The 14490-nt window shown below is 35.0% G+C and carries 9 protein-coding genes; all 9 read left to right on the top strand.

Annotated features, from left to right (window positions below):
* Nucleotide 1: 1 nt before the first annotated feature.
* The 9 genes from AC5P2S_RS06760 (at nucleotide 2) to AC5P2S_RS06800 (ending at nucleotide 14396) form a co-directional block, all read left to right on the top strand.
* Nucleotides 2-4366 carry a CusA/CzcA family heavy metal efflux RND transporter gene (locus tag AC5P2S_RS06760; RefSeq protein WP_494556700.1) on the top strand — a complete coding sequence of 1455 codons (4365 nt, stop codon included), beginning with the start codon at nucleotides 2-4 and terminating at the stop codon, nucleotides 4364-4366.
* A 71-nt stretch (nucleotides 4367-4437) separates the two neighbouring features.
* Entirely contained in the window at nucleotides 4438-5757 is a 1320-nt protein-coding gene (locus AC5P2S_RS06765; RefSeq protein ID WP_494556701.1) for an efflux RND transporter periplasmic adaptor subunit, read from the top strand.
* Between the two features lie 62 nt (nucleotides 5758-5819).
* Nucleotides 5820-6560 (top strand): methyltransferase family protein, encoded by a 741-nt coding sequence (locus tag AC5P2S_RS06770; protein ID WP_494556702.1) that lies wholly within the window; start codon nucleotides 5820-5822, stop codon nucleotides 6558-6560.
* Between the two features lie 33 nt (nucleotides 6561-6593).
* Nucleotides 6594-7472, top strand: a complete 879-nt coding sequence (locus AC5P2S_RS06775) for a bestrophin family protein (protein ID WP_494556703.1) — start codon at nucleotides 6594-6596, stop codon at nucleotides 7470-7472.
* A gap of 28 nt (nucleotides 7473-7500) precedes the next feature.
* Complete coding sequence (locus AC5P2S_RS06780; protein WP_494556704.1) at nucleotides 7501-8394, top strand: cation diffusion facilitator family transporter; 894 nt, start codon at nucleotides 7501-7503, stop codon at nucleotides 8392-8394.
* Between the two features lie 36 nt (nucleotides 8395-8430).
* A complete protein-coding gene (gene lpdA, locus AC5P2S_RS06785) occupies nucleotides 8431-9831 on the top strand; it encodes a dihydrolipoyl dehydrogenase (protein WP_494556705.1) in 1401 nt (466 codons plus the stop codon).
* A gap of 144 nt (nucleotides 9832-9975) precedes the next feature.
* A complete protein-coding gene (locus AC5P2S_RS06790; protein WP_494556706.1) occupies nucleotides 9976-11817 on the top strand; it encodes an LTA synthase family protein in 1842 nt (613 codons plus the stop codon).
* Between the two features lie 23 nt (nucleotides 11818-11840).
* Complete coding sequence (locus tag AC5P2S_RS06795; RefSeq protein WP_494556707.1) at nucleotides 11841-12311, top strand: MgtC/SapB family protein; 471 nt, start codon at nucleotides 11841-11843, stop codon at nucleotides 12309-12311.
* A gap of 45 nt (nucleotides 12312-12356) precedes the next feature.
* Entirely contained in the window at nucleotides 12357-14396 is a 2040-nt protein-coding gene (locus AC5P2S_RS06800; RefSeq protein WP_494556708.1) for a heavy metal translocating P-type ATPase, read from the top strand.
* Nucleotides 14397-14490: the final 94 nt, after the last annotated feature.

Below are 14490 nucleotides of genomic sequence, written 5' to 3' on the forward strand. Positions count from 1 at the left end.
AATGTTAGATAAAATCATAAGATTTAGCATCAAGAATAAGATCATTATAGGAATAATGACCTTGATGTTAGTCATTTGGGGAGCGTGGAGCGCTACCAAACTGCCAATAGATGCCGTACCTGACATCACTAATAACCAGGTACAGATTATAACCGTATGTCCTACACTTGCCGGACAAGAAGTTGAACAGCTCGTCACATTTCCAATTGAACAAAGTATTGCAAATGTTCCGGATATTGAAGAAACAAGAAGTATTTCAAGGTTTGGACTTTCGGTAATTACAGTTGTTTTCAAAGAAGATGTCGACGTTTATTTTGCGCGCCAACTAATTAGTGAACAATTAAAAAGAGCTGCAGAAGAAATCCCTAAAGGTGTTGGAACACCTGAAATGGCTCCTGTGAGTACAGGCTTGGGCGAAGTTTATCAATATATTCTTCACCCTAAAAAAGGTAGTGAGAAAAAATACAGCAGTAAGGAGCTTAGAACAATGCAGGACTGGATTGTCCGCAGACAGCTTAACGGAACTCCCGGCGTTGCAGAAATTAACAGCTTTGGAGGAGAGTTGAAACAATATGAAGTTGCAGTAAATCCAAACCGTCTAAAAGCAATGGGAGTAAGTATCACAGATATATTTACTGCTCTAGAAAAAAACAATCAGAATACCGGAGGTGCTTATATTGATAAAAAGCCAAATGCCTATTTTATTCGTGGAATCGGAATCGTTACTTCGATTGAAGATGTTAAGAATATCGCTGTTAAAAATGAAACGGGTAGTGTTCCGATTTTCATTAAAGATGTAGCCAATGTTGGTTTAGGTCACGCAGTCCGCTATGGTGCTTTGACATACAATGGAGAAGTAGATGCAGTGGGAGGTGTAATTATGATGTTGAAAGGAGCCAATAGTAATGAAGTCGTTCAAAGGGTTAAAGAAAAAATTCCAACTATTCAGAAATCGCTTCCGGCAGATGTTGTGATTGAGCCTTTTTTGGACAGAACAGATCTGGTAGGAAGAGCAATCAGCACTGTTGAAAAAAACCTGATTGAAGGAGCATTGATCGTAATCTTTGTTTTGGTTCTATTCCTTGGAAATTTAAGAGCAGGTTTGATTGTTGCTTCAGCAATTCCACTTTCATTGCTATTTGCTTTAGGAATGATGAATGTTTTTGGGGTAAGCGCCAACCTGATGAGTTTGGGAGCTATTGATTTTGGTTTGATTGTCGATGGGGCAGTGATTATTGTCGAAGCCACCCTTCATCATCTTGGAATGAGAAAAAGTATGAAAGTAATGACTCAAAATGAAATGGATGAAGAGGTTTTCCTTTCTGCGTCAAAGATTAGAAGCAGTGCTGCGTTTGGAGAAATTATTATTCTAATCGTTTATATTCCGATTCTAACTTTAGTGGGTGTTGAAGGTAAAATGTTCACACCAATGGCTAAGACAGTTGGATTTGCAATTCTAGGAGCTTTGATTTTATCATTGACCTACATTCCTATGATGAGCGCCTTGATCTTATCAAAAAAACCTTCTCATAAAGAGACTTTCTCAGATAAGATGATGAACAGACTCCAAAAAATCTATCAGCCTCTTCTGGAAAAAGCTCTGAAAATTAAATATTGGCTTGTAGGCGTAACTGTTGCCATATTTGCTGTCGCAGTTTTGATTTTTGGCAGAATGGGTGGAGAATTTATTCCTCAATTACAGGAAGGGGATTTTGCTTTTCACTGTATTTTACCACAGGGAAGTTCTTTAAGTCAAAGTATAGAAACTTCAATGCAGGCTTCAAGAATTATCAAGCAATTTGATGAGGTGAAAATGGTTGTCGGAAAAACAGGAGCTGCAGAAGTACCTACTGATCCGATGCCGCCGGAAGCCACGGATATGATTGTCGTTTTAAAACCACAGGATGAATGGAAAACCAAGAAATCCTATGAAGAATTAGCGGATGAAATTTCTGAAAAACTAGAGACTATTCCAGGAGTTTTCTTTGAAAAAAACCAGCCGATCCAAATGCGTTTCAACGAGCTTATGACGGGTATCAGACAGGATGTTGCGGTGAAGATATTTGGTGAGAATCTAGATTCATTGGCAATTTATGCAGATAAAACAGCAAAAGTTATTCAATCTGTTCAGGGAGCAACTTCCCCACAAATAGAACGTGTTAGCGGGCTTCCTCAGATTAATGTGGAGTACGACAGAACCAGAATGGCCAACTATGGACTGAATATTCAGGATGTCAACAGTGCTGTAAGTACTGCATTTGCAGGACAGGCAGCAGGACAGGTTTTTGAAAATGAAAGAAGATTCGATCTTGTTGTCCGTTTAGACAGTTTGAACAGAACGAATATCGATGATGTAAATAACCTGATGATCTCCACCAATTCAGGAGTGCAGGTTCCTCTTTCACAGGTGGCAAATGTCAGTTATAAATTAGGTCCCGCACAGATCAGTCGTGAGGCAGGAAAAAGAAGAATTGTTATCGGTTTCAATGTGAAAGGCAGAGATGTTGAAAGCGTTGTGGAAGATATTCAGAAAAAGCTGGATCAACAGGTTAAACTTCCATCGGGATATTATTTCACTTATGGTGGTCAGTTTGAAAATCTAAAGGCTGCGAGCGCAAGGTTGATGATTGCTGTTCCTGTATCGTTGCTACTGATCTTTATGCTTTTATATTTCACATTCCATTCCTTTAAACAGGCAGCATTGATTTTCACAGCCATTCCAATGAGTGCTATCGGTGGTGTTTTCGCTTTACTATTAAGAGATATGCCATTCAGTATCAGTGCAGGAATTGGATTTATTGCTTTATTTGGAGTTGCGGTTTTGAACGGTATTGTTTTGATAGGTACTTTCAACCAATTGGAAAAAGAAGGTGAAACTGATATTCTAAAGCGCGTGATGGAAGGTACAAAAACCAGATTAAGACCTGTTTTAATGACGGCAACAGTAGCTTCATTAGGATTTTTACCAATGGCAATTTCTACGGGAGCAGGTGCGGAAGTTCAGAAACCACTGGCAACAGTTGTTATCGGAGGTTTGGTTACAGCTACATTCCTTACTTTGTTTGTATTGCCTATGCTCTACATTATTTTTAATACTAAAATCAATTTTAAAAAAATAGGCAGTAAATCTGTTACAACAATTGTTGTTTTAGGGTTCCTTTTTTTAGGTCAGACTTTTAAAGCACAACAGGGTAATCCTTTGAGTCTTGAGGAGGCTACCAAGATGGCACTAACCAACAATAATTTGATGAAGTCGAAAGATCTGGATATCAAAGCCACGGAAGCATTATTGCCTACAGCTAAAGAACTTCCTAAAATGAATGCAGATATGCAATTAGGACAGTATAACTCGAAAAAGTTTGATCAAATGTTCTCCATTTCCCAAACGATTCCATTTCCAAGCTTATTTAAGGCAAAAAGAGACCTTATTAATGAGCAGGTTAAAGGTAAACAGATCAGTAAGGAAGTTTCTGCGAATGAGCTGGCTAAACAAGTTAGAACATATTATTATCAGATAGAATATCTGCAGTATAATCAAACAAAGCTGGAAAATTTGGATAGCTTATATACCGATTTTATTAGAATAGCAACAGTTAGGTTTAAAGCAGGAGATGTCAAAAAAATTGAGATTAATACAGCTGAAACTCAGAAAGGAGAAATTAATCTGTTGCTCAAACAAAATTGGGTGTATTTAGTTAATGCTTACAAAAATCTAAAAGCGCTTCTGAATACTTCTGAGGATTTTACCATATTATATGATGAGAATTACCATCCTTTGAAAGCAGATTATGTTTTGGACAGCGCTGTAGTAGCAAAACACCCTACCGTAAGAGCTTTTTATCAGGATATGGAGATTGCTGAAAAAAACAAAAGGGTTGAAAAGTCCCTCGGTTTACCAGATTTCACAATAGGTTATACGAATCAGTCACTGATTGGTTTTCAGACTGTAAATGGGATGGATCAATATTTTAACAGTGGAAACAGGTTTCATTCTGCGACAATAGGCGTTTCAATTCCTTTGACTTTTGGCGCAACCAAGGCTAGAATACAATCATTGGAATACCAAAAGCAAATGGCTGAGTCCAATGCAAAGTTTCAGCAAAAACAATTGGAAGCACAGCTTGAAAATGCTTTGAACCAATATCAGCAGAATGTAAAACAATATGATTACTACGTCAATCAGGCTATTCCAAATGCTGAGAAGATTACGAAAGCAGGACAGTTAGGATATAAAACTGGGGAAATATCATATGTGGAATATCTTTTTGCATTGCAGACTTCAACCAATATTCAGTTGAAATATCTGCAATCCATTCAGCAGGTCAATGAATCTGTCATTATCATTAATTCAATAATCAATCAATAAAATGAAATGCCTGTAATGCTATTAATTAATCGGTATTACAGGTACTTCATCTGATAAATAAATTTATAAAGATGAAAATCAAATATAGTATTGTATCTCTAGCTTTAATTTCACTTTTTGCCATTAGTTGCGGAAAGAAAGATACAGCGGAAGCAACAACAGAAAAACCCAAAACAGAACAAGCTGAAGAGGGTGCTCACGAAGAAGGACCGAAAACTATTGCAGAACTTACAGAAGAACAGATGAAATCGGTAGGTGTTGTATTAGGGCAAGTTGAAATGAAAGACTTAACATCAACCATAAAAGCCAACGGATTGTTGAGGGTTCCTAATGATAAAAAAGCTACAGTGACCTCTTTGTATGGAGGTGTTATTAAGACCATTAATTTTCAGATTGGTGATTACGTAAGAAAAGGGCAGGTGTTGGCAAGCATCAGTAATCCAGAATACATTCAGCTGCAGGAGCAATATCTAACCATAAACAGTCGAATATCTTTTGCAGAGCAGGAATTCAGAAGACAGAAAGAGCTATTTGACAATGATGCAGGAGCTAAAAAGAATCTTCAGAGTTCTGATGCCGAACTTAAGAGCCTGAGAACACAAAGAGCGTCTTTACAAAGACAGCTTCAGCTGATGGGTATAAGCCCGGGAAGAGTCAACAATGGCAATCTCCGTTCAGGATTGGTTATTACTGCTCCTATCAGTGGTGTAATTAGTAATATCAATGCACAAATAGGAAGTTATGTAGATGTTTCATCTCCGGTTTTGGAAATGATAGATAACAGTTCAATTCACCTGGATCTTCAGATCTTCGAAAGAGACTTACCTAAAATGAAAGTAGGTCAGAAAGTACAGTTTAAATTAACCAATAATCCTGAAGTATTTTATAATGCAACGGTTTACAGTATCGGTTCTTCTTTTGAAAATGAAAGCAAGACGATTTCTGTTCATGCTAATGTTACAGGTAATAAAGTGGGATTGATTGACGGAATGAATATCACAGGTGTAATAAATCTTGAGAGTGCTACAACACCTGCTGTTCCTGATGAAGCAATCGTAGAGGCTGACGGTAAATTTTATGTTTTTGTACAGACAGACAAAAAAGATGAGGAGCATGAGGCTATAGAAAAGGCAGATGATGATCATGGACATGGACATGATGAAGGAGAAGCTGAACACGGTCATAAAAATGAGCAGGAAGCTGGAAATCATGCCAAGGAGCAGGGAAAGAAAATGAATTTTGAAAAAGTTGAAGTGGCTAAAGGTTCATCAGAAATGGGCTACACCGCTATTACTCCTGTTACCGAAATTCCAAAAGATGCAAAGATTGTCGTTAAAGGAGCTTTCTTCGTGAATGCTAAATTATCGAACGCTGGGGATCACGGGCATTAATTAACAAAAAGAGTGGAATTAACCGTAAGGTGTTTCCACTCTTATTTTAAATATTAATTATTATGGCTTTAAGACAAGAACTAGAAACACAAGGTAGCTGGCTATTCAGATACAGAAGTTTTTTACCACTCATTGTTATTTTCATCGGTTTAGCAGTTTTTATTGAAAGCAATTGGAACAGAAGTGCTTCCGAATGCAGTCTTTATTACGAAATAATCTGCCTCCTTATTAGTATGTTCGGATTGGGAATAAGAATTTATACGGTTGGATTTACGCCTAAAAATACATCAGGCAGAAATACAAAAGAAGGTCAGGTTGCTGATGAGCTTAATACAACAGGTATTTATAGTATTGTCAGAAACCCATTGTATCTTGGTAATTTCTTTATGTGGCTTGGTCTGGCTATGTTCACTGAAAATGCATGGTTTATAGTTTCATTCATTCTTTTCTATTGGATTTATTATGAAAGAATCGTATTTGCAGAGGAGCAGTTTCTTGAAAGAAAATTTGGAGATTATTATGTCAGATGGACTGAAAAAGTACCTCCTTTTATACCCAATTTTTCATTATTCAAAAGTAATCAACTGAGATTCAGTATCAGGAAAGTTTTACTTAAAGAAAAAAACGGACTTTTTGCCATCTTCCTGATTTTTACGGTTTTTGATCTTACAGCCGAACTTATGAATAATCATCTTCATTTTAATACTATCTTTATGATAGGTTGTCTATTGACTATGCTCTTATATGTTGTTTTGAAGATACTTAAAATTAGGAACATGTTTTCTCTGGAAAATAGCAGATAGAAAATATATAAATAAACAAAAAACAAAAAAGCGATGTTACTAAACAAAAGAATTTCAATCGGATATTTTATCCGACAAATTAAATACCAGATTGTACTGATTGTATTTTTTGCCTTTCTTATAGGATTTTTAGATGATATCTCAATTTTAAATAAGATATCAATCCCTCTAAGTATTCCCGCGTTACTGGGCACTGCCGTGTCACTATTATTAGCATTCAGAACTGCACAATCCTACGAAAGATGGTGGGAAGCAAGAACGGTTTGGGGGGCGATTGTCAATGACTCAAGGTCATTTATAAGACTTGTAAAGCAATTTGTTCCTAAGGAAAGTCAGGATACAAAAGAATTTGCAGAAAGACAAATTGTTTGGCTTTATGCTCTCGGTGAGGCGCTAAGAAAACAGCCATTCTCAAGTAGGGTTCAAGAGTACCTTAACTCTAAAGACATCAAAGGAACAAATATTCCGAATGCTTTGTTAGACAATCATTCTGAGCAGATTCGGAAAATTGCTAACGATTATGATGTTTCAGATTTTAAGCAAGTACAGCTTAATGAAGTATTAATGAGATTATGTGACAGTATGGGTAAATGTGAACGATTGAAAAATACTGTTTTCCCAAGAGCCTACAGTATATTATTGCATACATTAATTTATGTTTTTGCTTTTTTATTGCCCTTTGGTTTGGAAGATTCTCAGTTGACTGTAGAAATAGCCACTACTATTATTGTCCCTATTATATTTATTTCGATAGAGAAAACAGCAATCATTATGCAGGATCCATTTGAAAATACACCGGTTGATACACCAATGACCTCTTTGGCACAAACCATAGAGATTAATATTCTTCAGATGATAGGAGAAGAAAATGTTCCTGTAAAAAAACTAAATGATTCTTATTTTGAAATGTAGTTTAAGTTTAAATTAATGTCTAAAAATTATGAGTAACGATAATAAAAATCTATCTGCCTCTGCAAAACACAAAAAAAATCTTTTGATTGTGCTTTGTTTAAGTGGTACATATATGATTGCAGAAGTAGTTGGAGGTATAACTACAAAAAGCTTAGCACTATTAGCTGATGCTGCACACATGTTGACAGATGTTGTAGGATTGTTTTTAGCATTTATTGCCATCAAGATAGGTGAAAGAAAAGCAACCTCTCAAAAGACTTTTGGCTATTATAGAACAGAAATTCTGGCAGCAGTTATCAATGCAGTAGTTTTATTGGGTATTTCTATATATGTTTTGTTTGAAGCCTATCAGAGATTTCAAAGTCCTCCAGAAGTACAGAGCACTCCAATGTTAATCGTGGCTGGTATTGGTCTTATTGTAAATATTATAGGAATTATGATCATTCGCAAAGATTCAAATACGAGTCTTAATATGAAAGGCGCTTATTTTGAAGTTCTTTCAGATGGTTTAACGTCAATTGGGGTAATGATCGCTGGTGTAATAATGTTAACGACAGGATGGTATTATGCTGACCCATTGATTTCCGCAGCAATTGGTCTTTTAATTTTTCCAAGAACTTGGAAGCTCTTAAAAGAGGCTGTAAATGTCCTTTTAGAAGGAACGCCAAAAGATGTAAATATTGAGGACTTACGAAAATCTCTTGAATCCATAAAAGGGGTTAAAAAATTACATGATCTTCATGTCTGGTCTCTAACTTCAGGTGTTAATGCAATGAGTTCACATGTTATTACTGAGCATAGTGAGGATACAAATATTCTCCTAAAAACACTTTCAGACAAAGCTACCACTGATTTTAAAATTTCACATACTACCTTTCAAATTGAGACGGAAGGGCATCAAGAAGGTGAAGTACACCTTTAAAATTTTTAACCAGAACATTATTGAAAATACTGAAATATGGAAAACAAATTTGATGTAATAATTATCGGCTCTGGTCCCGGAGGGTATGTTTCAGCTATTCGCTGTGCACAACTGGGTATGAAAACAGCAATTATAGAAAAGTATCCCGTCTTAGGAGGAACATGTCTTAATGTTGGATGTATTCCCTCTAAAGCAATGCTGGATAGTACAGAACGTTTCGCAGATATTATAAATGATGCTGCTGAACACGGTATTTCTGTAGAGAATCCTAAAGTAGATTTCAATAAGATGGTAGCCCGAAAATCTGATGTTGTATCTAAAATTAATGGAGGAATCAAATTCTTAATGAAAAAAAATAAGGTCGAAGTTCTTCAAGGCTGGGGCTCATTCATTGATAAAAATACTATTCTTCTAAAAACTGAGACGAGTGAATTAAAAATCACTGCAGATAATATTATTATAGCTACGGGATCCAAACCGTCTTCCTTACCAGGAATAACAATTGATAAGCATCGAATTATAAGTTCAACGGAAGCACTTTCATTGAAGGAAATTCCAAAACATCTTATCATCGTTGGAGGAGGAGTAATAGGAATGGAAATGGGGTCTGTTTTTGCAAGACTGGGAACTAAAATTACAGTTTTAGAATACTTAGATAGGCTGATTTATACCATGGATGAAAAAATAGGTCTTGAACTTCAAAAATCGCTTAAAAAACAAGGTTTTGAATTTCTTATGAATCATGAAGTCAAAGAAGTTATTGCTGCAGATAATAATGTAAAGGTTCTGGCAAAAAATAAAGAAGGTGAAGAAATCTTAATAGAAGGCGATTATTGTCTTATTTCTATTGGAAGAAAGCCCTATACTGAAGGGCTTGGTTTAGAAAATGTCGGAATTAAACTTTCTTCTAAAGGTCAGATTGAGACTGATCAAAATTTAGAAACGAATGTTAAAGGTGTCTATGCGATCGGAGATGTCATTAAAGGTTCTATGCTGGCACATAAGGCTTCAGAAGAAGGAATATTTGTAGCAGAGACTATTGCAGGACAGAAACCCCATATCAATTATAATTTAATACCAAATATAGTATATACAAGCCCAGAAGTTGCTGGGATAGGAAGTACGGAAAGGGAATTGAAATCACAAGGTAGATTATATAGGGTAGGAGAATTCCCTTTTTCTGCATCAGGCAGGGCAATTGCGAGTGGTCATACAACTGGTTTGATCAAGATTCTCTCTGATGATCAATCCGATGAGATATTAGGAATCCATATAATCGGTGAACGAGCCTCTGACATGATAGGAGAAGCAACCGTAGCCTTGGAGTTCAGAGCTGCTTCTGAAGATATTTCCCGCATTTCTCACGGCCATCCAACTTATTATGAATCGATACGCGAAGCTTGTCTTGCCGTACATGGAATAGCTATTCATATTTAATACTTCTAAGCTAATTGCAGGATGAAATTTACAAACCTATTTAAAAGTAGTTATACGCTACTTATCAGATTTTTTATTTTATACATTATCCTTTCTTTTTTGATAAGATTAGGATTCACAATATTTTCTATAAATCAATCTGATTTGGCAGTAATCTCATTTGTGAAGATCTTTATTTTAGGTTTTATCTTTGATCTTGGAGTAGGACTATTTTTTGTTTTACCATATAGTATCTATTTATTATTTCTTCCTAAGAAATTAATTAATACAAAATTTAATAGGTCAATCACCTATTTTAGTTTTTCACTTTCTGTTCTTATACTATTTTTCTCATTTTTCGCGGAAATAACCTTTTGGCAGGAATTTGAAAGTCGTTTCAACTTCATTGCTGTTGATTATTTGATCTATACATACGAGGTGGTCAGTAATATCAATCAATCTTATCCATTACCCTTCTTGTCAGCCATTATGATTGGGCTGACCGTCCTCGTTATTTTTATATTTCATAGAAAGAAATATTTTTCAGACGCATTTACTGGAAAAACAAAATTTTATACACGACTCAGGGTAACCGCAGTTATTGTTTTTGGTACTTTAATCTATGCACTCTTCGTCGATAATAGTCTTGCAGACACTAGCAGAAACAGATACCAAAATGAATTATCGAAGTCAGGTATTTATTCATTCTTTTCAGCATATAAAAACAATGAGATAAATTATGATCATTTTTATAAACTCATTGACAGTACTGAAGCTTTCAAAATTGTAAGGAATGACCTGAAAGAGCCTAATTCATTTTATTCATCAAACAATTTTAGTATAAAGAGAAAAATTAAAAGTCCATTACCGCTTCCCCAAAGACCCAATGTAATAATGATTACAATGGAAAGTTTCAGTGCAGATTTTATGAAAACTTTTGGAAATAATCAGAATTTAACTCCAACTCTCGATTCTTTAGCAAAAGAAGGCATTTTATTCACAAATATGTATGCAACTGGAACAAGAACAGTGAGAGGAATGGAAGCTCTTTCAATTGCAGTTCCTCCTACACCAGGAAATAGTATCGTAAGAAGGAAAAATAATAATGACCTTACCACAATTGGATCAATTTTTAATTCGCAAGGATACAACACAAGTTTCTTTTATGGAGGTGATGGATATTTCGATAATATGAATAAGTATTTTGGAAACAATGGATATAATATATTAGATAGACCAAGAAATGCCATTGTAAAAGAGAAATATTCTTCGACTAGAACTTCTATTGATGATCGTAATGTCACTTTTGAAAATGCATGGGGTATTTGTGATGAGGATCTTTACAATGAGGTTATTAGGAATGCAGATCAACAATATAAAAGTGGAAAACTATTTTATGATTTTGTGATGACTACTTCAAATCACAGGCCCTTTACGTACCCTGAAGGGAAAATTGATATTCCATCTGGTTCGAGTCGCGAAGGTGCTGTAAAATATACAGATTATGCTATCGGTGCTTTTTTGAAAAAGATTAAATCAAAGCCGTGGTATAAAAATACAGTCATTGTGATTGTATCAGATCATTGTGCAAGTAGTGCTGGAAAAAATGAGATTGATGTTGCTAAATACCATATACCTGCATTAATAGTCAATCTTGCAAAAAAAGAGCCTTTTAAAATAGAAAAAATGTGTTCGCAAATTGATTTATATCCTACGTTATTTAGCATGTTTGGATGGAATTATACAAACAATCTTTATGGTAAAGATGTACTTGCTGATAATTATACTCCAAGGATTTTCGTTGGAACTTATCAAAAGCTGGCATATATGGAAAATAATGAACTTGTTATTTTATCTCCACAGCAAAAATTGGAAACTTATCAATATCAGAAAGAAAATAATGAACAGACTCCCTGGAAAAATAATAATGATGTCATAAAGCGTGCAATTGCTAATTATCAGACGGCTTATTATCTTTTTAAAAATAATGGATTGAAGCAGAAATGAAAATAAACAAATATTAACCAGAAATGGAAATGGATATACGCTTTGAGATTTTAATATTAGGAAAGATTTTGCTCTCATTAGTACTTGGCTGTATTATAGGTTTTGAAAGAGAAACTGCCCATAAAGATGCAGGTATTAGAACATTTGGTGCAATAACATTGGCATCATGTCTTTTTGTGGCTATCGCATTGCATCTGACAAATGATAAATCAGCTATTGCGAGAATGTTGGCAGCTATAGCTACGGGACTAGGATTTATAGGAGCTGGTTTAAGCTTTAAGGATAAAGGAAATAATCTTCTTGGATTAACAACCTCCTCTGCTCTTTGGGCAGCAGCAGCAGTTGGTTCAGCAGTTGCACTTAATATGTTTGTATTGGCAATATTTTCAACTGTTTTTATATACATATTATTATCGCTTAATAAGTTCACATGGTTTAAAAAGATTATAAAGAGTAATATTCCAAAGAAAAATACACAAGATGAAGAACACTAAGTTTAGCATTTTGTAAATTTTAATAAAACATCTAATCAAAATATTATGGAACACATTCACAAATATGATGCAGAGGGCAAACAGCTCTGCTGCTCACCACAAGAAGAAAAGATTGATAAAAAAGCAAACAAACTATTAAAAAAAGAGAAACATAGTTCAAACGATGGCCATGGTCATGAGCATAGCGATGATGATGGACATGACCACGGAAGTACTGACAAGACAGTTTTTCAAATGTTCTTGCCATCAGTAATATCGTTTGTACTTCTGTTGATAGGGATTATATTTGATAATTATGTGAAAGTTGCCTGGTTTAACGGATGGATTAGAACGGTATGGTATATTGCCGCCTATATTCCTGTTGGTCTTCCTGTAATAAAGGAAGCAGCTGAAAGTATAATTAAAGGTGATGTATTTTCAGAATTTTTCCTCATGACTATAGCAACTGTCGGTGCATTCATTATAGCAGAATATCCTGAAGGTGTTGCTGTAATGTTATTTTATGCAGTAGGAGAGACATTTCAAACTCTTGCAGTTACAAGAGCCAAGAGCAATATTAAAGCTTTATTAGACCAGCGCCCAGATGAAGTAACAATTTTGGAAAACAATACACCAAAAACTATAAAAGCAGAGCAAGCTAAAATAGGAGAGATTATTCAATTGAAACCTGGTGAAAAATTAGCATTGGATGGAGAATTACTTAGTGATTCTGCCTCATTTAATACTGCGGCTTTAACTGGTGAAAGTAAACCGGATACGAAAAGTAAAGGGGAAGCTGTTTTAGCGGGTATGATTAATCTAACTAGTGTCGCACAAGTAAAAATCACTACAGCTTATGAGGATAGTAAGCTTAGTAAAATTTTGGAATTGGTACAGAATGCTACATCACAAAAAGCACCAACAGAGCTTTTTATTAGAAAATTTGCTCGTATTTATACACCAATAGTTGTTTTATTGGCCGTACTGATATGCCTTATTCCATATTTTTTCGTCAATGATTATGTATTCAGAGATTGGCTATATCGATCATTGGTATTTTTAGTGATCTCTTGCCCTTGCGCATTAGTTATTTCAATTCCATTGGGATATTTTGGAGGAATTGGCGCTGCAAGTCGAAATGGTATATTATTTAAGGGAAGTAATTTTTTGGATAAAATTGCTGAAATCCAGAATGTGGTTATGGATAAAACTGGGACTATGACCGAAGGCGTATTTAAAGTTCAAGAGGTAAATATTCAGCCGGAATTTGATAAAAATGAAATTCTGAAAATTGTAAATGTTTTGGAAAGCAAGTCAACACATCCTGTTGCAACGGCAATTCATGAATACGTTGGAGAAATTGATAACTCTGTAAATTTTGAAAATACTGAAGAGATCGCAGGGCATGGACTTAAAGCTTCGGTTGGAGGAAAGGAATTATTAGTAGGAAATTTCAAATTGATGGACAAATTCAATATTAAATATGATATTGACCCTTCCAAAATTGTTTATACAATTATCGCGATTGCCTATGAAGGAAAATTTGCTGGCCTTATAACTATTGCTGACAGTATTAAACAAGATGCAGAAATGACTATTAACAAACTTCATAATCTTAATATCAAGGCAACTATGCTCAGTGGTGATAAGAGCAGTGTTGTTAAATATGTTGCTGATGAGCTAGGTATTGATAATGCTTTTGGAGATCTTCTTCCCGAGGATAAAGTTAATAAAGTAAAAGAGATTAAAGCAAGAAAAGAAAGCGTAGCATTTGTAGGTGACGGAGTAAATGATGCTCCAGTGGTGGCATTAAGTGACGTAGGAATAGCTATGGGTGGATTAGGTAGTGATGCTACCATTGAGACAGCGGATGTTGTGATTCAAGATGATAAACCGTCAAAGATTCCTGTTGCAATCAATATAGGTAAACAGACCAAAAAAATAGTTTGGCAGAATATCATTCTTGCATTTGTAGTAAAAGCGATTGTACTTATACTTGGTGCTGGTGGTTTGGCAACAATGTGGGAAGCTGTTTTTGCAGATGTGGGAGTATCATTGATAGCTATTTTAAATGCTGTTAGGATTCAGAAAATGAACTTTAATTAGTAGATACTGATAATATTAGCATTCTATAATGCAATAGAAAATTTCAATTTTTAGTCCTATGAGAATCAATGTCTAAATAATTTCTAAATACATA

The organism is Epilithonimonas sp. 33E (assembly GCF_059372615.1).